Source organism: Cellulosimicrobium sp. XJ-DQ-B-000, from assembly GCF_031119065.1.
Classification (GTDB): Bacteria; Actinomycetota; Actinomycetes; order Actinomycetales; family Cellulomonadaceae; genus Cellulosimicrobium; species Cellulosimicrobium funkei.
Genome location: NZ_JAVHYN010000004.1, coordinates 69,604 through 92,633, shown reverse-complemented (window position 1 = coordinate 92,633; position 23,030 = coordinate 69,604). Strand labels below are relative to the sequence as shown.

Annotated in this window: 19 protein-coding genes; 7 read left to right on the top strand and 12 right to left on the bottom strand. The window is 74.3% G+C overall.

What is annotated here, in order from left to right; all coding sequences use genetic code 11:
• The first annotated feature begins 22 nt into the window (after positions 1-22).
• Both RDI86_RS08220 and RDI86_RS08215 read left to right on the top strand, forming a co-directional pair.
• Positions 23-1,297 carry a hypothetical protein gene (locus RDI86_RS08220; protein WP_308821134.1) on the top strand — a complete coding sequence of 425 codons (1,275 nt, stop codon included), beginning with the start codon at positions 23-25 and terminating at the stop codon, positions 1,295-1,297.
• A 132-nt stretch (positions 1,298-1,429) separates the two neighbouring features.
• Positions 1,430-2,644 (top strand): WxL protein peptidoglycan domain-containing protein, encoded by a 1,215-nt coding sequence (locus RDI86_RS08215; protein ID WP_308821133.1) that lies wholly within the window; start codon positions 1,430-1,432, stop codon positions 2,642-2,644.
• Here the strand turns inward: RDI86_RS08215 and RDI86_RS08210 are convergent.
• The 9 genes from RDI86_RS08210 to RDI86_RS08170 all read right to left on the bottom strand — a co-directional run bounded on the left by RDI86_RS08210 (position 2,641) and on the right by RDI86_RS08170 (position 14,115).
• Entirely contained in the window at positions 2,641-4,680 is a 2,040-nt protein-coding gene (locus RDI86_RS08210; protein ID WP_308821132.1) for a bifunctional copper resistance protein CopD/cytochrome c oxidase assembly protein, read from the bottom strand. The genes RDI86_RS08215 and RDI86_RS08210 overlap by 4 nt on opposite strands.
• Positions 4,673-5,920 carry a Dyp-type peroxidase gene (locus RDI86_RS08205; protein ID WP_308821131.1) on the bottom strand — a complete coding sequence of 416 codons (1,248 nt, stop codon included), beginning with the start codon at positions 5,918-5,920 and terminating at the stop codon, positions 4,673-4,675. The genes RDI86_RS08210 and RDI86_RS08205 overlap by 8 nt, the downstream gene beginning before the upstream one ends.
• Positions 5,917-6,552, bottom strand: coding sequence for a copper chaperone PCu(A)C (locus tag RDI86_RS08200; protein WP_308821130.1), 636 nt, complete (start codon positions 6,550-6,552; stop codon positions 5,917-5,919). Before RDI86_RS08200 ends, RDI86_RS08205 begins: the two co-directional genes overlap by 4 nt.
• Positions 6,549-8,045, bottom strand: coding sequence for a PepSY domain-containing protein (locus RDI86_RS08195; RefSeq protein WP_308821129.1), 1,497 nt, complete (start codon positions 8,043-8,045; stop codon positions 6,549-6,551). The genes RDI86_RS08200 and RDI86_RS08195 overlap by 4 nt, the downstream gene beginning before the upstream one ends.
• A gap of 156 nt (positions 8,046-8,201) precedes the next feature.
• Positions 8,202-8,834 (bottom strand): hypothetical protein, encoded by a 633-nt coding sequence (locus tag RDI86_RS08190; RefSeq protein ID WP_308821128.1) that lies wholly within the window; start codon positions 8,832-8,834, stop codon positions 8,202-8,204.
• 96 nt (positions 8,835-8,930) lie between these two features.
• Entirely contained in the window at positions 8,931-9,965 is a 1,035-nt protein-coding gene (locus tag RDI86_RS08185) for a ferric reductase-like transmembrane domain-containing protein (RefSeq protein WP_308821127.1), read from the bottom strand.
• A 275-nt stretch (positions 9,966-10,240) separates the two neighbouring features.
• The gene (locus RDI86_RS08180) at positions 10,241-11,782 is read right to left on the bottom strand and encodes a glycosyltransferase 87 family protein (RefSeq protein WP_308821126.1); all 1,542 of its coding nucleotides are present in this window, start codon (positions 11,780-11,782) and stop codon (positions 10,241-10,243) included.
• Positions 11,783-11,829: 47 nt separating this feature from the next.
• Positions 11,830-13,143, bottom strand: coding sequence for a sugar MFS transporter (locus tag RDI86_RS08175; protein WP_163185239.1), 1,314 nt, complete (start codon positions 13,141-13,143; stop codon positions 11,830-11,832).
• Positions 13,144-13,203: 60 nt separating this feature from the next.
• Positions 13,204-14,115, bottom strand: a complete 912-nt coding sequence (locus RDI86_RS08170; protein ID WP_308821125.1) for a PhzF family phenazine biosynthesis protein — start codon at positions 14,113-14,115, stop codon at positions 13,204-13,206.
• Between the two features lie 165 nt (positions 14,116-14,280).
• On the opposite strand from RDI86_RS08170, the gene RDI86_RS08165 reads away from it, so the two are divergent.
• Both RDI86_RS08165 and RDI86_RS08160 read left to right on the top strand, forming a co-directional pair.
• Positions 14,281-17,604, top strand: coding sequence for a family 16 glycoside hydrolase (locus tag RDI86_RS08165; protein WP_076404239.1), 3,324 nt, complete (start codon positions 14,281-14,283; stop codon positions 17,602-17,604).
• Between the two features lie 271 nt (positions 17,605-17,875).
• Positions 17,876-20,113, top strand: coding sequence for an efflux RND transporter permease subunit (locus tag RDI86_RS08160; RefSeq protein WP_308821124.1), 2,238 nt, complete (start codon positions 17,876-17,878; stop codon positions 20,111-20,113).
• On the opposite strand, the gene RDI86_RS08155 is transcribed toward RDI86_RS08160, so the two are convergent.
• Positions 20,097-20,603 carry an FBP domain-containing protein gene (locus tag RDI86_RS08155; RefSeq protein ID WP_308821123.1) on the bottom strand — a complete coding sequence of 169 codons (507 nt, stop codon included), beginning with the start codon at positions 20,601-20,603 and terminating at the stop codon, positions 20,097-20,099. The genes RDI86_RS08160 and RDI86_RS08155 overlap by 17 nt on opposite strands.
• 487 nt (positions 20,604-21,090) lie before the next feature.
• Complete coding sequence (locus RDI86_RS08150) at positions 21,091-21,471, bottom strand: VOC family protein (protein ID WP_076404242.1); 381 nt, start codon at positions 21,469-21,471, stop codon at positions 21,091-21,093.
• A 189-nt stretch (positions 21,472-21,660) separates the two neighbouring features.
• On the opposite strand from RDI86_RS08150, the gene atpC reads away from it, so the two are divergent.
• Positions 21,661-21,978: an ATP synthase F1 subunit epsilon gene (gene atpC, locus RDI86_RS08145; RefSeq protein WP_206158323.1), complete on the top strand. Its 318-nt coding sequence runs from the start codon at positions 21,661-21,663 to the stop codon at positions 21,976-21,978.
• A 4-nt stretch (positions 21,979-21,982) separates the two neighbouring features.
• Here atpC and RDI86_RS08140 read toward each other — a convergent pair whose 3' ends face one another.
• Positions 21,983-22,381, bottom strand: a complete 399-nt coding sequence (locus RDI86_RS08140; RefSeq protein ID WP_308821122.1) for a VOC family protein — start codon at positions 22,379-22,381, stop codon at positions 21,983-21,985.
• 90 nt (positions 22,382-22,471) lie between these two features.
• Here RDI86_RS08140 and RDI86_RS08135 point away from each other — a divergent pair, with 90 nt between their 5' ends.
• Both RDI86_RS08135 and RDI86_RS08130 read left to right on the top strand, forming a co-directional pair.
• Positions 22,472-22,720 carry a DUF2630 family protein gene (locus RDI86_RS08135; RefSeq protein WP_144722965.1) on the top strand — a complete coding sequence of 83 codons (249 nt, stop codon included), beginning with the start codon at positions 22,472-22,474 and terminating at the stop codon, positions 22,718-22,720.
• Positions 22,721-22,770: 50 nt separating this feature from the next.
• A complete protein-coding gene (locus RDI86_RS08130) occupies positions 22,771-23,022 on the top strand; it encodes a hypothetical protein (protein ID WP_244550390.1) in 252 nt (83 codons plus the stop codon).
• Positions 23,023-23,030 lie beyond the last annotated feature (8 nt).

The following is a 23,030-nucleotide window of genomic DNA, read 5'->3' as shown; positions in this document are numbered from 1 at the left end:
CACACCTGACAAGGAGCATCACATGAAGTGGAAGTGGAAGGTCCCGGCCGCCGCGCTGCTCGCGGTGGCCACGGCCACGGCGGTCGCGCCCGCGGCGCAGGCCGCCGACGTCGAGTGCACGACCGACCTCGGCGACCGGACCGTCAGCGGCGACCTCGTCGTCCCGGCGGGCGCGGACTGCGTCCTCGGCGGCGCGACCGTCGAGGGCGACGTCGTGGTCCAGCCCGGCGGCTGGCTCGACGCGACGTCCGTGACCGTCGGGGGCGACGTCGTCGCGACCGACGCGTACGGCGTGCTGCTCGACGGCACGAGCGTCGCCGGGGACGTCAGCGTCTACTCGGCGGGCACCCGGAACGGGTTCCTGTACCTCAACGACCTCACCGTCGGGGGCGACGTCGCGGCCGGGGGCGTGGACGTCGAGATCAGCGACTCGACCGTCTCCGGCGGGCTGCTCACGCAGGAGGCGAGCTACGTCGACCTGCTGCGCACGTCCGTGCGCGGCGACGCGACGCTCGACGGCTCCGCGTTCGGCGTGACGGTCGCGGGCGCCGTGGTCGGGGGCACGCTCACCGTGAGCAACGGTGCGCGCGACCTGCTCGTCGGCGCGACGGCGTCCGGCGAGGCCGACGAGTGGGGCAACGCGGTCGCGGGCGACCTCGTGCTCAGCGGGAACGCCGGCAACCTGCGGGTCGCGGGCACGGCGGTCCAGGGCACGATCCGTGCGACGGGCAACGACCCGGCCGCCGTCCTCGGGCCCGGGAACACCGCGGGCGGCGTCGAGGGCGACCACACCGGCGAGGAGCCGGGGGCTGCGCCCGAGGGCGACCAGGCCGTGGCCGTCACCGTGCCGCAGCAGTCCGGAGGCGAGCTCACGTGGTCGCTCGAGGGCTCGTCGCGCCTCGTCGACCTGGGCGTCGCCGACGAGGAGCTCAGCTACTACCAGGCCCAGGGCCAGCTCGTCCCCGTGCGCGTCCAGGACACGCGCGCGGGCGACCCGGCGTGGTCGGTCACCGGCCAGGTGTCCGACTTCACGGCGGGCGGCCAGACGGTCGACGGCAAGCACCTCGGCTGGACGCCGGGCGTCATCGAGAACGGCGGCGACGCGGTCGCCGGCGCCCCGGTCGCGTCCGGGTTCGACGAGGGCGAGGGCCTCAAGCAGGCGCGCACCCTCGCGCGGGCCGACGAGGGCCACGCGCGCGGCGCGTCCGTGGTCGGGGCCGAGCTCGACCTCAAGATGCCGCTCGACACCCCGCGCGGCACCTACACCGCGACGATCACGCTCACCGCACTGGGCTGATCCCGCGGGACACCGCAGCCCGGCCCGGCACGGGCCGGGCGACCGGTCGGCCACCACGCGCGTCGTGGTGGCCGGCCGGTCCGGCGGCTCTCGTCCGAGCCGCCCCACCTGCACCGACGAAGGACCGAGCGCATGACCCATCGCCGCACCTCTCCCGCCCCTGCGTCCCACGCCCTGCGCGCGCTCGCCGGGCCCCTTCTCGCGCTCGCGCTCCTCGGCGCGCCCGCCGCCGCCGCGCTCCCCGGGGAGGCCGCGCCCGCCGCGGCCCCCCGCCAGGTCGCGCCCGCCGCGCGGGCGTCCCTCGCGACCGACGACGCGCCCGCCCCCGACCCGGCGCAGACCGTGCAGTGGGGCGTGCGCCCGGGAGACACCGCCCAGGGCGTCGACCGTCCCAACTTCGCGTACTCGCTCACGCCCGGCGGCTCCCTGCGCGACAGCCTCGTCGTCTCGAACCACGGCGACACCCCGCTCGCACTCGCCGTGTACGCCGCCGACGGCTTCCTCACCGACGACGGCACGCTCGACCTCCTGCCCGCGGGCGAGGAGTCGACCGCGCTCGGGTCGTGGATCGCCCTCGACCAGGCCGAGGTCGAGATCCCTCCGCAGGAGCGTGTCGAGGTCCCCTTCACCGTCACCGTGCCCGACGACGCGACCCCGGGCGACTACGCCGCCGGAGTCGTGTCGTCCCTCGTCGTGGTCGCCGAGGACGGCGTCACGACCGACCGGCGGCTCGGCTCGCGCGTCCACCTGCGGGTCCAGGGCGAGCTCGCCCCGGCGCTCGCGGTCGACGACGTGCGGCTCGCCTACGACGGCACGCTCAACCCGTTCGCGCCCGGCAGCGCGACCGTCACGTTCACCGTGACGAACGAGGGCAACGCACGCGTCGCCCCCGCGACCGCCGTCCGCGTCTCCGGCCCGTTCGGGCTCGGCGCGACGGCCGCGACCGACGTCGACGTGCCCGAGCTCCTCCCCGGCTCGTCCGTCGAGCGGACCGTCGAGGTCGACGGCGTCTGGCCGCTCGGTCGCGAGGTCGCGACGCTGACGGTCGGCGGAGAGGTCGTGCCGCTGCCCGGGACGGTGCCCGACCCGGAGGTCGTCGTGCCGGGCGTCGTCGCGACCGCCGCCACCTGGGCCGTGCCGTGGGTTGCGCTCGGCCTCCTCGTCCTCGTGGCGCTGCTCGTCGTCTGGCGCGTCCGCGCGCGGCGCCGGGCGCGGACCGCCCAGCAGCGCGCGGTCGACGCCGCCGTCGCCGCCGCGCTCGCCGAGCGTGCCGCGGGCGGTGCGGACGAGCCGACGACCGAGGAGTCCCCGCGTGACCCCGACCCCGTAGGGAGCGCCAGCGGCTAGGTGCCTCGCCTGGCGAGCTCGGCGAGGTGGTCGTTGTAGGCGGCGAGCTCGGCGTCACCGTCGCGGTCGGCCTGGCGGTCGCGGCGTCGCGCCGTGCGTTCGTCGTCACGGGCCCACTGGACCGCGACGACGATCGCGGCGATCAGGACGGGGATCTCCCCGGCGCCCCAGGTGATCGATCCGCCGACGGCTTGGTCCTCGAGCAGGTCTTCGGTGTCGCTGTATCCCATGGCTGCCCACCAGTCCGCAGCGAGGATCTGCTGGTCGGCCATGACGGCGATGCCGAAGAAGGCGTGGAAGGCCATAGTGACGAGCAGGATGAGGAGCCGGACGGGGTAGGCGGCACGGGTGGGGCCGGGGTCGATGCCGAGGATGACCCAGAAGAAGAGGTAGCCCGAGAGCAGGAAGTGGACCTGCATGAGCAGGTGGCCGGGGTGCTCGAACAGGGCGTACTGGAACCAGCCGGTGTAGTAGAACGCGACGAGGCTGCCGGCGAAGATCACACCCGCGACGGCTGGGCGGGTGAGGACCCGCGAGTACCAGGAGTGCACGACGAGGAGGATCCACTCGCGGGGCCCGCGTGAGTGGTCACTGCGCGGCGGCAGAGCACGCAGGGCGAGGCTGACCGGTGCGCCGAGCGCGAGGGGCAGCGGGACGAACATCATCAGGGCCATGTGCTGGATCATGTGCGTCGAGAAGTGCACCGACCCGTAGACTCCGGGCCCGCCGCTGGTGGCGTAGGCCAGTGCTACGCACCCGAGCACCCACATGGCCGTGCGTCCGACCGGCCACCGGTCACCACGGCGGTGCAGCCGTACCACGGCGGCCAGGTAGAGGCCGGCGAGGGTGGCCGCGACGGCGAGGAAGAGCCAGTCCGGCTGGAACGCGGTGAGCATGGTCCGTGCGGAGACGGGTTCGGGGTAGGGGAAGCCGAGCAGGGCGTGCCGCGGGTCGTAGGTCACAGGTTCCTGGGGGACCGGGGGCGAGGACCGTGAGAGGGCGACGGACGCGCCGAACGTGACCGCCATGACCAGGATCTCCCCGACGGCCAGTCGGGCGAACGCCCGACCGCCATCGGGCGCGGCGAGCCGCGGGATGATGCGCCGACGCTGGGCCCAGCCGGCGAGGCCGAGCGCGACGAGCGCGACGACCTTGACGGTGAGCAGGAGCCCGTAGGTCGAGGTGACGAGGTCAGCAGGGCTCTCCAGGCGCAGCGAGGCGTTGACGATGCCGGAGAACGCGGCGCCGGCGAAGCACCACGCGGCCACGACCGAGTAGCGCGCCACGACCGTGGGCAGGGCCGTGCCGACTCGGGGACGCAGGAGCGCGAGCCCGGCGAGCCCGCCGACCCAGACGGTGACCGCGACGAGGTGGACCAGCAGGGAGTTGACGGCGTTGCGGTGCTCGTCCGCGCCCGCGGCGTGCCCGCCCAGCGCGACCGGAAGCAGCGCCGCCAGGGCGAGGACGAGTGCGACCGCGACACGGTTCACGGTCCGCACGCCGAGCAGGACCAGGAACGACCCGGCGACGAGCAGCGTGGACACGGCGAGGAACTGCCCGAGCTCGATGCCGATGGCGAAGTAGTGCACCTGGTCCCAGAAGCCGGGGTCGGTGGGGCTCATCCCGACCGAGTTGCCCGTGGTGAAGACGACGACGGCGATAGCGGCGGCGAGCCACACCGCGGCGGCCCGGGCGGCCCACCGGGTCGCGGTCCATTGCGAGTAGGACACTGCGCCCGGAACCTTGCCCTGCCCGGGCAGGACGCCGACGGCCAGGACGAGCAGCCCGATCGTCAGCGCGGCCGCACCGTCGTGGACGACGCGGGCGACGGGCAGCCCGTAGCGCACGACGTCGCCGGGGTCTGCCAGGAGCTTGGGTGCGAGCTCGCCGGTCCAGGCAAGCCCGACCAGCGCGACGAGCACCGCGAGCGGGATCGCGCCCAGGAGCGCGATCTCGCTCGGGCGGAGCCTGGGCAGGTGGAAACCCTCGACGTGCGGGACGTCGTGGGGGTTGTCGGTGCGTGCTGGGTCACGCATCGAAGAGTCCTTGTCCGAGGTACTCCCCGTCGCGGGCACCGGGTGGGATCGCGAAGACCGCCGACCCGACCGGCGTCGTCCACTGGTTGAGCAGGTCGAGCTCGTCCAGGCGTTGCTGGATGGGGACGAACTGGCGGTCGACGTCGGCCTGGAACGTGACGAACAGCAGCCCCGAGTCGGACAGGGCACCCGGTGCGGGAGCGGCGTCGTAGTTGTAGGCCCGCCGCAGGAACCGCTGCTCGGGATCGTCGGTGCGTGAACGACGGATGTGGGCGAACGAGCCGATGACCTCGAACCCGTTCGGCCCCTTGGCCTCCAGATCGGGCTCGTCGTGCTCACGGGTGCCGGTGAGCGGTGCCCCGGTGTCCAGGCGCCGCCCGACGACCTCCTCGCGTCCGGAACGGTCCAGCTCGTCCCAGGTGTCGAGGTTGATCGCGATCCGTCGCACGACCATGGACGTGCCGCCGGCGAGCCAGCCGCGAGAACCGTCGGCGTGCCACACGAGATCCGGGTCGACGGCGGGGTCGAGGTTGCGGGTGCCGTCGACCTGGCCCATGAGGTTGCGCATCGTCGTGCCGGGCTTCTCGGTGCCGGGGGCGCGGCGGAACCCGCGCTGGACCCAGCGCACGGTGGCGAACGTGCGGGCTTCCTTGACCAGGAGACGCACGGCGTGGGTGACGGTCACGTCGTCGTCGGCGCACACCTGCAGCAGGAGGTCGCCGTCGTTCCAGCGGTCCTCGAGCCGGTCGATCCCGAACGCAGGGAGCGGGCGCAGCCAGGTCGGGCGGCGGTCCTCCAGGCCCGCGGCGGTGAAGATGCCGGGCCCGTACCCGAGCGTCACGGTGAGCCGAGCGGGGACGGTCGCCAGTTCGGGCTCGGTGTCCGCCAGGCCGGGGCGGCCGGCCATGAGGCGTTCGACGTCGTCGGTCCAGATGCCCATGAGGCGCACCAGGGCGTCACGGTCGACACCGTCGACGAGGTCGAGCGCGACGAGCGCGGCGAACGCCTGCGGGACGGTATCGACCCCGGGCTGGCGGGCACCGCGGAACGCGACGGTCGCGGTGCCCGTGGCGTCCACCGGTGGTACCGGCGGCGGGGGTGGCTCGGCGGCGGCGGCGTCGACCGCGGCGCGTCCGCCGAGCGCCAGGGCGGCGCCGCCGAGCGCGGCGGCACCACCCTGGAGGAACGCGCGGCGCGAGGCGCCGCGCCGTACGGGAACAGCCTTGTCGGAGCCGGTCATGAGTCGGCGTGCTCCGTCTCCATGTCCATCTCCATGTCGCCCTCGCCGTGCTCGCCGCCGTCGTACTCCTCGTTCGCGCCCGAGTACGACCGGCCGGGCGCGGTGAACTCGAACGTCGACCCGTCCTCCGCGGTCAGGGTCACGGTGACCTCGTCGCCGGGCTGGACCGGGGTGGTGAGGTCCATGAACATCAGGTGGTCCCCGCCGGGGGAGAGCTCGTGGGTGGCGCCGGCCTCGATGACGAAGCCGCCCTCCTTCTGGCGCATGACCATCGCGCCGTCGTCGCCGGTGGCCATCTCGTGCAGCTCCATCGAGGACGTCACCTCGCTGATCGCGGAGACGATGCGCACGTCGGCGTCGGAGTCGTTGGTCAGGGTCCCGAACGCGGCGGTCATGCCCTCGTCGGCGGCCTTGACCCACGGGTCGGTGATGTCCAGCGCGTCGGCCTCAGCCGCTGCGGGGGTGGTTGCTGCTTCGTCTCCGGCGTCGGCGGCGCCGGTCGAGCAGGCCGCTAGGGCGGCCGTCAGGGTCAGGGCGCCGAGGCCGGCGAAGAGGCGGGTGCGGGTGCGGGTGCGGGTCATGGTGTTCTCCAGGGGGTTCGTGGGTGAGGTGCCGGCGCGGCGCGGGCTCATGCGGGGACCTTGGTGGTGCGGCGGGCGTGGGCGGCGAGCAGCAGGTCGACGAGCAGGAACACCGCGAGCGGGATGCCGAAGTACGGGATGAACCAGCCGACGGCGGCGGCGAGGGCCAGGACGGTGATCGCGAGCCACAGCGGTGCGCGGCGCAGTGCTCCGCGCGGGATCGGCGGTCCGGGGCGCCGGGAGGTGGAGCGGGTCGGGCGGCGCTGCCACCACATGCGGTACCCGAGGACGATGAGCGTGATGAGGCCGATCGCGACGGCGGCCAGGGCGATCTGGTTCCAGATCCCGAACAGCAGGCCCATGTGCGCGTCGATGCCCCACCGGGTCAGCTTCGCCGCAGCGGGCTGGTCGTCGAAGTCGATCCGGTCCACGACCTCGCCCGTGGCGCCGTCGACGGCGATCGCGTCCTGCTGGGAGGGCCAGGAACGCTTGTTCTCCTTGACGACCCACGCCTGCCCGTCCTCGGCCGGGGGTGTGATCTGCAGGGGGTTCTCCCGCAGGCCTTCGGCACGCGCGACAGCGAGGACCCCGTTGATCCCCACCCCCGCGGTCAGGACGTCGTCCGACGCCGGCCCGGACCCAGGGCCATGGTGGTGGGCGTGCTCGGCCGCAGCAGCGGCGGGCGGGGTCGCGCCAAGCAGCGTGGTGTCCACGGTCGGGGTGCCCCAGGACAGGGCGGTGCGCAGCTCGCCGATGTTCGCCCCGGCGTTCGCGGACCAGGTCAGGCCGGTCGCGGACAGGCCCAGGAGTCCGAGCACGATCACGGTGCCGACCGTCCCGTGCCAGGACAGCACCCGCTTGCGCTTCGACTTCGCGCGCACCTCGGGCACGACCAGGCGGCGCGCCGTGCGGGTGCGGGCGACGCGGGCGATCCACATCGCCAGCCCGCCGAGCGCGACGACCCACAGCCAGGACGCGGCGAGCTCGGAGTACCAGCGCCCGGCCTCGCCGAGGTGGAGATTGCGGTGCAGGTCGTCGACCCACGCCCGCACGGGCAGCCACTCGCCGTAGGTCGCCAGGGCGCCGCGCACCTCGAGGGTGTACGGGTCGACGAACACGGTCCGGGTGTAGCCCTCGGGCACGTCGTCCACAGCGAGCACGACCCGGGTCGTGCCGTCCGCCGTCGCAGGGGGTCGAACCTGGGTGACGGTGCCCTCGGGGTGGGCCTCGCGTGCCGCGGCGAGCTGCTGGTCCAGGGCGTAGGTCGCGGTGCCGACCTCGTCGACGAACAGCTCGTGGCGGTGCACGATCGGCTCGAGCGTCGGGGTCGCGGTGTACAGCAGTCCGGTGGTCGCCGCGATCAGCAGGAACGGGCCGACCAGGATGCCGGCGTAGAAGTGCAGCCGGTGCAGCAGCGGGCGCACCGACTCCCACAGCCCGGGCCGGTCCGGCGGTGGCAGGTCCGGGCCGGTCGTCTCGGGCGCGGGCTCGGTGGGCGGTCGGGTGGGAGCTTCCTCGCTCGTGCGAGGGGTCACAGAAGTCATCAGCGGTGGTGTCCTTCGAGGCAGCACGCACGAGCGCGAGGGCGGGGCACGACGACGTGCCCGTCACGCGGGACGCGTGCACGGGGAGAAAGGGGGCAGCATCGACCTCGACCGCACACCCACGTCACGCCCCCAGGGGGACGCCGTCGGGTGGGCTCAGGCGAAGGTCAGCGAGGACACCGGCGGGCCACGCCGGGGCGCGACCGAGCCCACCAGCCGCGACAACGCGGCCGGCTCAGGAACAGTCGCCCACGACGGGCGCGGGCGCGGCAGGACGACGGGCCGGAACAGGCCCAGCAGGACCGGGAGCAGGAAGGTCCACACCGACCACGCCAGGCCCGCGGCGCGCTCGGCCGCGCCCATCACCAGCGCCGTCACGACGACGGCACCCGCGTGCGCGGCGAGCATGCCCGGCCCCATCGCGTGCCCCGCGTGCGCGACATCCGCGGCCCCTGCGACCAGGCCGGGATCCACCGCGCCGTGGTGGAGCCCGATGCCCGCGTCCGTCGCGGCTAACCCGTGCGCGGTGGCCGGGGTGAAGATCATGAAGCCGTGGTGCAGCACGAGCTGCAACAGCCCGAGGAACGCGACGAGCCATCCGGCGCGCGCACGGAAACGTGCGGCGGCGCTGCATGCCGCGGCAGTCAGCACACCGAGGACGAGCAGGCCCAGGCCGGAGGGCAGGTGACCGCCACCCCAGGCGTGCGCGACCGCAGCGAAGGAGAACGTGGTGGACGCCAGCAGGACCGCGCGCACCATGCGCGCCATCTGTTGCTTCTGGGAGTCCACGCGCGCCACCTTAGCCGCGGCCTGTCGGCAGGATCGACAGCAGGTCACGGTCGGTCGCCCATCTCACACCGGCGGTTCACGGTCACGGTCGCGCCGCTACCGGGTCGTCTCAAGCGCGGGCGCGGGGGTCTGCTGACGCTCGGGGGTCGCACGCGGGCGACGGTGGGCGCGCACCACCGTGACGGCGACCGCGGCCACGAAGAGGGCGAACCCGGCCCAGACCATCACCTGGGTGACGTTGAGCCCGGTCCCGTCCGCGCCGGGCGTGCGCCCGCCGTCGCGCCCGGTCGCGGTGACGAGCAGGACGACGACGATCGTCGCCGAGACTGCGAGGCGCCCGACCCAGCGCCCGGCCGTGTCCAGCACGGACCGCCCAGGGGTGCGGGCAGGCGCGAGGAGCCGCACCAGGAGGAGCCCGGCGACGGGGAGCTGCAGGAGCCAGATCGTGGTGCGGAACGCGCCGTCGTACCAGACGTTCGTCCCGTACAGCAGGGTGTGCCACACACTCAGCACGTACACCACGATGATCGAGGCGTGCAGCGCCTGCCACACCCGCGGGCCCATCCACCGGCGCGCGTAGAACGCCAGACCGAGCGGGATCGACAGGTACAGCGCCAGCAGTCCGACCAGGATCGCGATCTGCCCCGTGCCCGAGGAGTACCCGCCCGGCACGAACACATCCACGAACGCGCTCCACAGCAACGCCGGCGTCGAGAGCCCGTCCGCGTTCTCCCGCACCAGCTCGGCGAAGAACCAGAACGCGTGCGCGAACATCAGACCGATCGTGGTCAGGCTCGTCGTGCGGTGCCACCGCTCCAGGCGCGCCGTCGACACGGGCATCCATGCCGGGCGTCGCGAGGAGCGGACGAGGCCGAGCATCACCGTGATCCACGCCCACAGCAGACCCGACCACCCGAATGCCTGGCACAGCCAGTACATCCAGTACAACGGCGCGTCCGCGAGGAACGGCATCACCTCGATCGTCGCCGAGGTGCCTTCCGCCACCCGCCAGTACAACAGGGCGAAGATCGCGAGCGTCAGCACCAACGCGGCCGTCGCGTCCTTCCACGACGCGCGCAGGTCCTCACGCAACGCCGCACCGTCGAACCGGGCACCCCTGCCAGCCGCCATCGACCCACACCCTCATCCAGGACGATGACCACTTCGTCACCGTCGACCGGCCCCGACCGTACCGACGGCTTTTGACGGGCGTCAAGCAAAAGCAGTACCCCCGCGTGGGCTGCGGTCGGGTCGGTGTCGGCTCGCCCTTTCTGACCTGCCGCTGTCGGCTCAGCCTGCCGGATGCACGCGACGTGGACCGCATCGCCGCTGGCACCTGCACCAGACGTCGCGCCCAGGGACCGGCCGAGTGCCCCCTGAGCGCGTCGAGGCGCGAGGGCCGGGGCTCAGTCTCCCGGCCGCGTGACGTCGTGCGGGACGAGCACCTGCACCCCCGGCCGGTCGAGGACGGTCGTCGTCGTGGCGTCAAGGGTCTGCCAGGTCTCGTCGCTGAACCCGTTGCCGGTCGACCGCACGAGCACGGCGGACGACCCCGACGTCAGGTAGCGCAGCGCCTCCTCCTGCCAGGCGAGGTTCCGACGGCGCGGCACCGGCTCGCCGGCGGCGTCCCGCGCGCCGTGGTCGTACGCGTACCCCGACAGGTCCACGGGGAGCTCGCAGCCGCGCTCGAGGTCGCGGCTCAGCACGTCGAGGACGGCGAGGACCCCGGGGGAGTCGGCGCGGACGCAGCCGTCGTCGGGGAGCGCCGCCGCCACCTCGGCCGTCGGGAACGGGGCGATGCGCGGTGCGGTCTGCACCGCGGCCACGAGGAGGGCTGCGGCGCCGATGCTCAGGAGCGCCCCCGCCGCGACCCTGCCCGGGCGGGGCAGGAGCGAGCACGCGGCGGCCAGGACGAGGACCAGCGCCGGTGCCGAGAACGCCGCGTACTGCGGGTACGCGGACGGCGAGAGCAGCAGGACGCCGACCTGCACCGCGAGCCGCACGACCCACAGCCGCCCGCGCCGCCCGACCCACGCCGCGACCGCGGCGACCGTCGCGAGCGCCAGCACGGTCCATGCCACGGCGAGCTGCTCCTGCTCCGGCACGAGGTCGCGCAGGCCGCCGGTCCCCGTGAGCCACACGAGCCGCTGCTCGAGGTCCGTCGTCGCCGGGGGCCGGGTGAGCTGGTCGAGCACGACCATGCGGACCATGTCCGACCCCGCGGCGAGGAGGAACGGGCCGAGGACCGCCACCAGCGCGACGACTGCGCCCGTGGCCGCACGGGCCGCGGTGCGCCACCCGGCGGCGAGCAGCAGCCAGAGGAGCACGACGAGCAGCGGCACCACGCCCCAGATCTTGACCGTCGCACCGAGCCCGAGGACGGCCCCGCCCGCCCAGAGCCACGGGCGCTCGCGGCCGGTGCCCTCCTGGCGCCGGTCGAGGCCGCGGAGCAGCAGCACGACCCCGCCGAGCAGGCACAGGGAGCCGAGCGGTTCGAGGAGCGTGAGCCGCTCGGCCCACGCCGCGGCGTACGACAGCGCGTAGAGGACGCCGCCCACGACGGCCGCCGTCGTGCCCCACCGGCGCGCCACGCGCGTCACGAGCACGGCGTTGGCCGCGCCCACGAGCATGATGCCGACGCGCGCGGCGACCAGGGCGTGGTCGTCGCTCGTCCACGTGGTGAGCGTGGCGAAGGGCGTCAGGGCGAGCGTCGAGCCGGGCGGGTGCAGGAGCAGGAAGTCGCGGTAGGGCACGCGGCCGTGCACGAGCGCCACCGCGGCCGAGAAGTACACGCCGTCGTCGTAGCCGCGGTACCCGCCGATCCCGGCCGAGCCGCCGACGAGGTGCCACCGCACGAGGAACGCCAGGCCCGCCACGACGGCGGCCACGACCCACCCCCACCGCGCGGCAGCGGGCGCTCGGCGCGGGGCACGGGCTGCCAGGCTCACACCCGCCAGTGTGCGCCGGGGCCGCGGCGGGCGCGCGACGCGTCCCCCTAGCGGGACCCGACCGGGCGCTCCCGGCCGGGCTCCGGCAGGTCGTCGGCCGGGGCGGGCGCCGCCGGGCGCGGCAGGGGCCGGACCTGGCCCGCGACCGCGAGGGACAGCACCGTCGCGGCGCAGATCACGAGGAGCGCGTGGCGGGCCCCGACGCCGTCGACCAGCAGGCCGAGCAGCGGGGGAGCGCTGAGCATCGCGACCGTGGAGAACGACGTCGCGACCGCGACGCGGGGTGCGGCGTGCGCGGGATCGTCGGACGCCGCGGCGATCGCGACGGGGTTCGCGAGCGCCGCACCGCAGCCCCACAGGACGATGCCGACCCAGGCGAGCGGGAGCGTGGGCGCGAGGCCGAACACGAGGAGCCCGACGAGCGCGGAGGCGCCCGACGCCCGGAGCACCGCGACGCGACCGAACCGGTCGATGAGCCCGGTGCCGGCGAACCGGAACACCGTCATCGCGCCGACGAACGTCCCGTACGCCACCGCGCCGAGCGCCTCGCGCACGTCGAACCCGTCGACCACGGCGATGGACAGCCAGTTGCCCGCCGAGCCCTCGGAGAGCGACGACGCGAGCAGCACGAGCCCGATGAGGAGGGTGCGCGGCTCGCGCCACGCGGCGAGCGCCGCGCGGACGCCCGCGCCGCGCCGGGGTGCGGGGGCGCCGTGGGCCGCCGCCGTGCGCGCCGCGGCACGCTCGGGCGCGATCGCCGTCGCGGGCGCGATGAGGAGCGCGCGGGCCGCCGTGACGACGAGTGTGACGACGACGACCTGCGTGGCGATGCCCACGTGCGCCCACGAGAACGCGGCGGCGACGAGCGCCCCGCACGCCGCCCCGATGGAGAAGGCCGCGTGGAAGTGGGGGAGGATCGCGCGCCCGACGTGCTGCTCCACCGACGCCGCGCAGATGTTGATGGGGACGTTGGTCAGCGCGCCGCACATGCCGTTGAGGAACGCGCCCGCCGCGAACACGCCGACGCTGCCGGTCGCCGTGCCGAGCGCGACGAGGCCGAACCCGACCACGTTCGCGGACGTCGCGACGACGAGCGTCGTGCGGCTGCCGAAGCGCGCGACGACCGCGCCCGTCACGACGACGGCCGTGAGGGTGCCGACCCCGCCCACGACGAGCAGCGCGCCGAGCTGGCCAGAGCTCAGCCCGAGCGCCTCGCGCACCGACGGCAGGCGGCTCATCCACGACGTGCCGATGACGCCGAACAGCGCGAACTGCACCATGAGCGCCCACCGCGCGCGCGAGACCACGGCGCGGTCCGTCAGGGCGCGCGCCGGTCCGGAAACCGGAGGGTTTGTTGACACTTGCCCGAGTCTACGGAGCGGGCGGGCCTCCGGGCCTCCGTTTTCCGCGGCGGCGACCCGTCAGAGGCGGACGGTCCCCGCGACGCACGTGACGCTCGACCCGCCGACCCAGACGGTCCCGGCGCCGTCGCGCTCGACGTGCACGCGCCCCGCCCGGCCGAGCGCGGCGCCCTGGGCGGCGACGTAGCGCCCGGGGAGGCGGCCGTCGCGCGTGAGCCACTGCCCGACGACGGCGTTGAGGCTCCCGGTGACCGGGTCCTCGGGGATGCCCATGGCGAGCGCGAACCCGCGCACCTCGACGGCGGTGCCGTCGGGGCCGCCGTCGTCCCCGTGCAGGCCGGCGACGCCCACCGAGAGGTCGGGGTGCTCCGCGCGCAGCCGGGTCCAGTCGGGCGTCAGCCCCGCGACGCGCGCGGCGGAGTCGAGCAGGACGACGCGCCAGCCCGGCCCGTTGTCGAGCACGCGGTGGTCGAGCACGGCCTCGTCGGGGACGCCGAGCGCGGCGACGATCGCCGCGAGGTCGTCGGCCGGGACCGGCTCGTCGGCGAGCAGCGCGGGCGCGGCGAACGCGAGCCGCTCCGTGCCCTCCTCGCGCCGGATCGTCACGAGCCCGACGCCGCACTCCTGCACGACGACGTCCCCCGGGCGCGGGCTGCCGCCCGCCTCGAGCCACGCGTGGCACGACCCGAGCGTCGGGTGGCCCGCGAACGGCAGCTCGCCCGCCGGGGTGAAGATCCGCAGGCGGTAGTCGGCGCCGCCTGCGGCGCCGTCGGGCGTGGGCGGCAGGAGGAACGTCGTCTCGGAGAGGTTGGTCCAGCGCGCGAAGGCGGCCATCTGCTCGTCCGTGAGGCCGACGGCGTCGAGCACGACCGCGACGGGGTTCCCGAGGGTCGGCGTGCGGGTGAAGACGTCGACCTGGGCGAACGGGCGGGACGCGGTCCGGTCGGCGATGTCTCCGTGGCGTGCGGTCATGCCGTGAGCGTACGTCCCCGCTGATGGGAGCACTTTTGTCGACGGTGCGACGGAAGTTGTAGACACATCGATAGAACGGGGCTAGCCTGTCCAGCGTTGTCATCGACGGGGCCAGGCAGGGGTTACGCTCCGTGGACTCGTAGTCCGACCGAGTAAGGAGCAACGATGCTCGAACGCACCAGCCTGCCGGTGTCCCGCCGGATCAGGTACCGACGCGGCGCGGCCGCCCTCACCCTCGGCGCGCTGGTCGTCGCGGGCTGGGCCGTCCCTGCCGCGGCCGATCTCCCCGAGCAGGAGCCCGGCGTCACGCTGCGGACCTTCCAGCTCGCGCAGAACCCCGGCGGGGTCTGCACCCTGAAGTCCGGGCAGACGCCCAACGTCGACAAGCTCATGCCGACCATCGACTGGTCCACGGCCGAGCAGTTCGGCGCCGAGGACAACTTCATCTCGCAGGTGAGCGCAAACCTGCACGTCCCGGCGGACGGCCAGTACCAGTTCCGCGTGACCAACGACGACGGCGCGCTCGTCTACATCGACGGCCAGCTCGTCCTCGAGAACGACGGCCCCAACGACTCGACCTCCGTCGAGGGCAGCGCGACGCTCACCGCAGGCGTGCACGACCTGCGGGTCGACTACTACGAGGGCAGCGACAAGCAGCGCCTCACGCTCGCGTGGAAGACGCCGGGCAGCTCCTCCTTCCAGGTGATCCCGACCTCGGCGCTCAGCACCGAGGCCGGCGTCGTGCGCGTGACCGCGCCCGGCTACAAGTACTGCGAGGGCGCGACCGACACGGCCGGCGACGGCCTGCGGCTCGACTCCGTCAACCCCAACTACGAGCTCGTCGACCTGCGCCCCGCGGGCTTCGAGCCCAAGGTCTCCGGCCTGGCGTTCACGCCGGACGAGCAGCTCGCCGTCGTGACGACGGGCGAGGTCAGCTCCGGCGGCTGGCGCCCCGACCCGGTGTCCGGCGAGGTGTACTTCCTCGACGGCGTCACCACGGCCGACGGCCCCGAGGACGTCACCGCGACGCTCGTCGCGGACGAGCTGCTCAACCCCATGGGCATCGAGGTCGTCGAGGACTCGATCTTCGTCTCGGAGCGGTACCAGCTCACGCAGCTCACCGACCCCGACGGCGACGGCTTCTACGACACCCACACGAAGATCGCGGAGTGGCCCGACGGCGGCAACTTCCACGAGTTCGCGTTCGGCCTGATCCACGACGAGGACTACTTCTACGTCAACCTCTCCGTGGCCATCAACAACGGCGGCGCGACGACGAACCCGCAGCCCGCGGCCAACCGCGGCACGTCGATCAAGATCGACCGCGAGACGGGCGAGGTGAGCTACGTCGCGGGCGGCCTCCGCACGCCGAACGGCATCGGCTTCGGCCCCGAGGGCGAGATCTTCGCGACGGACAACCAGGGTGCCTGGCTGCCGTCGAACAAGCTCATCCACATCCAGCAGGACAAGTTCTACAACCACTACACGAACCCGGCCGGGCCGTTCGACTCGAACCCCGTCGCCCCGCCGGCCGTGTGGCTGCCGCAGAACGAGATCGCCAACTCCCCGGGCAACCCGATCCTCGTCGAGGACGGCGAGTTCGCGGGCCAGATGCTGCTCGGCGACGTCACGTACGGCGGCATCCAGCGCGCGTTCCTCGAGAAGGTCGACGGCGAGTTCCAGGGTGCGGTCTTCCGCCACACCGCGGGCCTCGAGGTCGGCGTGAACCGCGTCATCTACGGCCCCGACGGCGCGCTCTACGCCGGCGGCACCGGTGAGGGCGGCAACTGGGGCGAGTCCGGCAAGCTCCGGTTCGGCCTCCAGAAGCTCGTCCCCGTCAACGAGGACTCCTTCGACATGAAGGAGATGCGCGTGGTCGAGGGCGGCTTCGAGATCGAGTACACCGACCCGGTCTCCGACGAGGTCGTCGAGAACCTCGCCGACGCGTACCAGATCAAGCAGTGGCGCTACGTGCCGACGCAGCAGTACGGCGGCCCGAAGGTCGACGAGCAGCCGCTCTTCGTCACGGACGCCCAGGTGTCCGAGGACCGCACGACCGTCACGCTGAAGATCGACGGTCTCAAGCCCGGCCACGTCGTCTACGTCCGGTCCCCGCGCCCGTTCGCCTCGGCCGACGGCGCGGAGCTCCTCAGCACCGAGGCCTGGTACACGCTCAACTCGCTGCCCGGCTACGTCGCCCCGGCCGACCGCGGCTGGTACGAGGCGGAGCTGGCCCAGCCCCTCGGCGGCTCGAGCATCGGCTCGGACCACAGCAACTACTCCGGCTCCGGCTTCGCCGCGGGCATGACGAGCGTCGGCTCCGGCCGCACGTTCTCCGTGACCGTCCCCGAGGCGGGCACCTACCCGGTGAACGTGCGCTACGCCAACGGCATCCACCCGTACACCGAGCTGCGGTCCAAGAACGTCTCGCTCCACGTGAACGGCCAGGACCTCGGCCAGTGGAACTTCCCGACCACGGGGAGCTGGAAGGACTGGGGCGTGCAGACGCGCGACCTCGAGCTCCAGGCGGGCACGAACACCATCACGCTCGCGTACGAGACGGGCGACCAGGGCAACATCAACATCGACGTGCTCTCGATCGGCGAGAACCCGGACATCTGCACCCCGGGCGAGGTCGAGGACGGCTACACCGCCCTCTTCGACGGCACCCTCGCGAGCCTCCAGGCGGGCTGGCGCATGGCCGGTCCGGGTGGCTTCGGCCGCCAGGAGGACTGCTCGATCCAGGGCGCGGGCGGCATGGGCCTGCTCTGGTTCAACCAGGAGCTCGGGGACAGCTACAGCCTGAAGCTCGACTGGAAGCTCCTCAAGGACGACAACGGCGGCGTGTTCGTCGGGTTCCCGAACCCGGGCGACGACCCGTGGGTGGCCGTCAACAAGGGCTACGAGATCCAGATCGACGCGACGGACGCCGCCGACCGCACCACGGGTGCCATCTACACGTTCCAGGGTGCCGACGCCGCGGCCGTCGAGGCCTCGCTCAAGCCGGTCGGCCAGTGGAACGCGTACGACATCCGCGTCGAGGGCGACCGCATCCGGGTCTACCTCAACGACGTGCTCGTCAACGACTTCACGAGCAGCGACCCGGCCCGCCTGGTCAACAGCTTCGTGGGGATCCAGAACCACGGCAACGGCGAGATGGTCAACTACCGGAACATCCGGTTCAAGGAGCTGACCGACGAGCCCGTCGAGGAGCTCGCGATCTCGACGACGGTCCAGACCCGCTGCCTCGCGGGCAAGGTCTACGTCGCGGTCCGTGCCACGAACGACGACACGGTGCCGGCGGACGTCACGCTCACGACGCCGTTCGGGACGAAGACGGTGACCGGCGTCCAGCCGGGTGCCTCCGCGTACCAGTCGTTCGCGACGCGTGCCACGTCGGTCGAGGCCGGCGTCGCGCAGGTCTCCGCGACCGGTGACGGCCGGACGTTCGAGGCGGACGCCGCCTACGAGGCCGTCAGCTGCGGCTGAGCCGATGACCCGGGGCGGGCGGCGTGAGCCGTCCGCCCCGGGTCGCACCGGGCGGGGGCGGCGGCACGAGCCGCCCCCGCCCGACCCGTCTCGTCCGGCGCCCGGCAGGGCGTCCCCGCAGGGCGGAGCGCGGTCCGACGGCGCTCCCACCCTCGCGTAGGGTGCTCACGTCCGCGCGCTGCCGCACGGACGCACCGCACGAACGTCGTGGGCGAGCCGGCCGAGGCCGACCCCACGACTCCCCGACGAGTTCCCGACGAGGGGAGCCCCCATGACGCTCGGACGCCTCCTGCACCGGACCGGACGGTTCGCCGCCCGCCGCCGGGGCGTGGTCCTCGTCGTCTGGGCCGTCCTCCTCGCCGCGGGCGCCGTGCTCGGCGGGGCGGTCTTCGACAAGACCTCCGACGTCGACCCCGCCCCGCCGGGCAGCGCGTCCGCCCTCGCGGCGGAACGCCTCGAGGAGCTCGCCCCCGAGGGGGAGACCGTCGTCGCGGTGCTGTCCGGCCGCGACCACTTCTCCGCCGACCTCATCGCCCAGGCGAGCGAGGTCATGCACGGCATCCGCGCGATGCCCGGCGTCGTGGAGCTCTCGGACGCCTACACCGGCGGCGGGCTCATCGCCGACGACGCGCAGGGCTCGCTCGTCGTCGTCGAGCTCGACCCCGCGCTGTCCGACGACGAGGCGCTCGCCCTCGCGCACCGCGTCGCCGACGCGCTGCACACCGTCGACACCCCCGAGGTGCTCGTGGGCGGTGCGCTGCTCGCGGAGGAGGCGTTCGTCGAGCAGGCGATCACCGACGCCGCGGTGGGCGAGGGGATCGCGATCGCGGTGCTCCTCGTCGTGCTCGTCGTCGTCCTCGGCGGCCTGCGGGCCGGCCTGGTCCCGCTGCTCTCCGCGCTCGCCGCGATCGCGGTCGCGCTGCTCGTGCTCAGCGGGCTGCTCGGCGTGGTGCCCGTCAACGAGTTCGCCGTGAACGTCGTGACGCTGCTCGGTCTCGGCCTCACGGTCGACTACTCGCTGCTCGTGCTCGCGCGCTTCCGCGAGGAGCGCGCCGCGTCCCCGGGCCTCCCGCTCGACGAGCTCGTCGGGCGCACGCTCGCGACCGCCGGCCGCGCCGTGCTCGCCTCCGGCCTCGCGGTCGCCATCTCGCTCGCCGGGCTTCTCCTGCTCGGTGACTCCCTGCTCTCCGGCATGGCGGTGGGCGGGGCGATCGTCGTGCTCGTCGCGACCGTCGCCGGGCTCACGCTCGTCCCCGCGCTCGTCGCGACGTGGCACCGCGCGATCCCCGCGCCGGGCGCGCGCACGTGGTCCCACCCGTGGACGGGCCGCGGCGGTGCCGGCACGCTGGGCCGGCTCGCGCGCACCGCGCAGCGCCACGCCGTGCTCGTCACGCTCGGCGCGACGGCGCTCCTGCTCGCCCTCGCGGCGCCCCTCGGCTCGCTGACGCTCGGCAGCTCGGAGGTCCGCTCGCTGCCCGCCGACGCCGAGGCGCGCCTCGCCGCTGACGCCACCACCTCCCGCTTCGCCGACCTCGGCGTCGCGCCCGTCACCGTGCTCGTGGAGGGCCCGGTCGACGACCCGGCGGTGCCCGAGCTGCTCGACCGGGCCGCCGCCCTGCCCGGCGTCGAGGACGCCATGCAGGACACCGGCTACCCGCCCGAGGTCACCGTCGTCGACCTCACGCCCGACGTCGGCCCGGGCGGTGACGCGACGGCCCAGGAGGCGCAGGACCTCGTGCACGCCGTGCGCGCCCTCGACACCGACCTCGAGGTGCTGGTCGCCGGACCGGCCGCCGAGGTCGTCGACACCCAGGAGCACCTCGCGCAGCGGCTCCCGCTCGCCGCCGGGGTCGTGGTGCTCGCGACCTTCGTGCTGCTCTTCCTGCTCACGGGCTCGCTCGTCGTGCCGCTCAAGGCCCTCGTGCTCAACCTGCTCACGCTCGCGGCGACGCTCGGCGTCCTCGTCTCCGTGTTCCAGCACGGCGTCGGCGCCTCGCTCCTCGGGTTCGAGCCGTGGGGTGCGCTCGACGTCACCACGCCCCTGCTCGTCGGCATGCTCGTGTTCGGCCTCTCCACCGACTACGAGGTGTTCCTCCTGTCTCGCACCGCGGAGGAGTGGCGCGCCCGCGCGCCCGGCGAGGACCCGCGCGTTGCGAACGACCGGGCCGTGCTCCGCGGCATCACCGCGTCCGGCCCGGTCGTCACGACGGCGGCCGTCGCCATCGGCATCGTGTTCCTCGGCTTCGCGGCGGGCGAGCTCGTCGCGATGAAGGAGGTCGGCGTCGGCATGGCCGTCGCCGTGCTCCTCGACGTCACCGTCGTGCGCGGGCTGCTGCTGCCCGCGACGATGACGCTCCTGGGCCGGTGGAACTGGTGGCCCTCCTGGCGCGGGGGAGAACCCGGGTCCGCCGACGTAGAGCCCGGGTCCGCCGAGGGAGACCCCGGGTCCGCCGAGGTAGAGCCTGGGTCCGCCGAGGTAGAGCCGCGGTCGGTCACACGTCGCGCATGACCTCGGTGACGAAGCGCGCGGAGCGCTCGCGGAGGCCGTCGACGCGGAGCTCGACGAACAGCTCGCGCATCGACTCGTCGTCGCCCATCTCGGTGCGGGTGGGGGCCCGGCGGACGTTCTGCGAGCAGAGGAACTGCGTGCAGATGAGGGTGCCGACGGTGTTGCCGCGACGCCCGGCGGCCCCGGCGCGGCGCGCCACGTAAAGGCTGACGTCGTCCGTCACGACGACGTCCTCGCACCACGCGCACACGGCGCGCTTGCGCCGTCCGCCCGTCTTGGCGTCGGTCGAGCGCAGCAGGACGCCGCGCGGCTCGTCGTCGACCTCCACGACGGCGTACGCGAGGAGCGGGGCCTTGCGGTCGCGCCACCCGAGGTAGTCGAGGCGGTCCCAGTCGAGCATGTCGAGGTCGGGGAGGGTCGCCTGCGCGGCCTCGCGCTTGGACGCGTTGACGAACGACGCGCGGATCTGCTTCTCGGTCAGGGGGTTCATGGGTTCGCTGCTTCCGTGTCAGGACGGTCCGCGGCCCGGCGGGCGTGCACGACGACGCGTGCTCGCCCGGGCGCACGACGGCGCCTCCGGGGGCGGGGGGACGGCGTGCCCGCAGCCGTCGCGTCGTGACCGGCGCGGCCGGGCGACGACGGGGTCGTCGGACGGCGGTGCGCCCCGGAGCGCGGCGGCCGTCGGGGACGACGGCCCGCGGCGCGGTGGTCTCAGCGGGTGACGGTGCGGGGGGAGAGGGCGCCCGAGCAGGCCGCCAGGGCCACCTCGCAGCCTGCGGTGCCGTGCATCCGCGTCTCCTCGTCCCGTGCGGTGCGCCGTCGGCGCGATCCTGATCCGTGGTCGTGCCCGTCCGGCACGACGGACGGCTGCCCACGGCAACCGTCACCCTCGATGGTGCGCCTCGGCACCCACCGTCGTCAACGTGATTGCCGCCCGGGTCGCCGCGCACCCCCGGCGCGACGGCCGACGTCGTCCCTCAGGACGTCGCCCAGACGCCCAGCTCGTTGCCGCTCGGGTCGAGGAAGTGGAACCGGCGGCCGCCGGGGAACTCGTAGGGGCCCTCGACCACCTCGCCGCCCGCGTCCCGCACGGCGGCGAGCGTCGCGTCGAGGTCCTCGGAGAACAGCAGGACGAACGGACCGCCGCGGGTCACGTCGCCCGACTCGGCCAGACGTAGACCGCCGGCCTCGTCCGCGCCGGACTCTGCCGCCGTGCGGATCCCGGAGTACCCGGGGCCGTAGGGGACGAACTCCCAGCCGAAGGCCGCGCCGTAGAAAGCCTGCGCGGCGGCGAGGTCGGTCACGGGGAGCTCGACGTAGTCGATCGAGTGGTGGATGCCGTGCGCGTGGGTGCTCATGCGCCCATCGTGACGTGGGCCACCCACGGTCGCCGCGCGGGCCGCCCGCGGGCCGCTCGCAGGCACCAACGCGGCGGGCGCTTCCCCGGTGACCTTCGACCCCGACCGGGTGACGAAGTGCCGGGCCCGGCGAGCGGGTCGCCCGGCCAGACTCGGGGGTTCCGCCGTCCACCGTCCGGGAGGAACTCCGTGCCCGTCGCCCTGCCGTCCCCGTCCGAGACCGCCGCACCCGCCGGGGAGCGGCTGGTGTCCGTGGAGGTGGTGGTGCCGTCCGGGGTGTTCTGGGCGGGGGAGGCGCGGAGCGTGACGGTCCCGGCGGCGTCGGGCACGCTGGGCATCCTGCCGCGGCACCAGCCGGTCGCGGCGTCGCTCACGGCGGGCCGGGTGCGTCTGCGCACCCCGGACCGCCCGACGGCCGAGCTGCGGATCGGGGGCGGGTTCCTCGTCGTCGACCAGGACGAGGTGACGATCCTCGCGGACGACGCGACGTGGGTGCCGGCCCGCTAGCCCGCTACGCGGGGTCGGTCGTCGTCCCGAGCTGCACGACGACGACCCGGTGCCCGTCCGGGTCGTGGACGTGCGCGAACCGGTCGCCGGTGTCGGCGTCGGCGTCGGGCCCGACGAACGGCTCGACCCCGGCCGCGGCGAGGCGCGCGAGGGCCGCGTCGAGGTCGTCGACGTAGAGCACGAGGTTGGGCAGGCCGTGCCGCACGAGCGGTGCGCCGCCCTCGGGGAGCGGCACGAGCCACAGGCCGGGCTCGTCGACGCGTCCGGGGCCGACGTGGAGCAGGGGGAACCCCTCCGTCTCCCCCTGGAACAACGTGCGGAAGCCGAACCCGTCGGCCCAGAACGCGGCGCTCGCGTCGAGGTCGCGGCAGAGCAGGACCGTGCGCCCGATCGTCGTCGTCATGCGACGAGCCTAGGGCGCACCGCCGACGCCGCGCCCGCGGGGGCCGGCCTCCCGGGGCGCACCCGCGCCGTCGGGCATACCGTGGACGGCATGGCGACCGACGGCGGCATCCGCAGGACGATCAGCGACCTCGTGGCGCAGGAGCGCGAGCTCCGCGAGCAGCTCGCGCAGGGGGAGATCACCGGGGGCGAGGAGCACGAGCGGCTCCGGGCGATCGAGGTCGAGCTCGACCAGTGCTGGGACCTGCTGCGCCAGCGTGGCGCCGCCCGGGAGTTCGGCGGCGACCCCGATGCGGCGACGGTGCGAGACCCCGGTACGGTGGAGAACTACCTGGACTGATCGCCGACGGCGACGTCCGGCTCCCGTTCCGACCTCAGAAGGAGAAACCCATGACCACGTCCAGCGAGCAGGCGGCGCAAAGCCCCCTCCCCACCGGGACCGAAGGGCGCGACATCCCCGGTCACGCGGGCGCGGTCGCACGGTTCGTCGTGGCGTTCGCGCTGTTCGTCGGCGGGCTCGTGCTCATGGGGTCGGGCATGTCCGGCGTCGACGGCGGTGTGTGGCTCTTCGTGGGCGGCCTCGCGGCGGCGACGCTCGCGTTCGCCCTCCCGATGGCGGGCACGGGCACGACCGAGCGCTGACGCCCTCG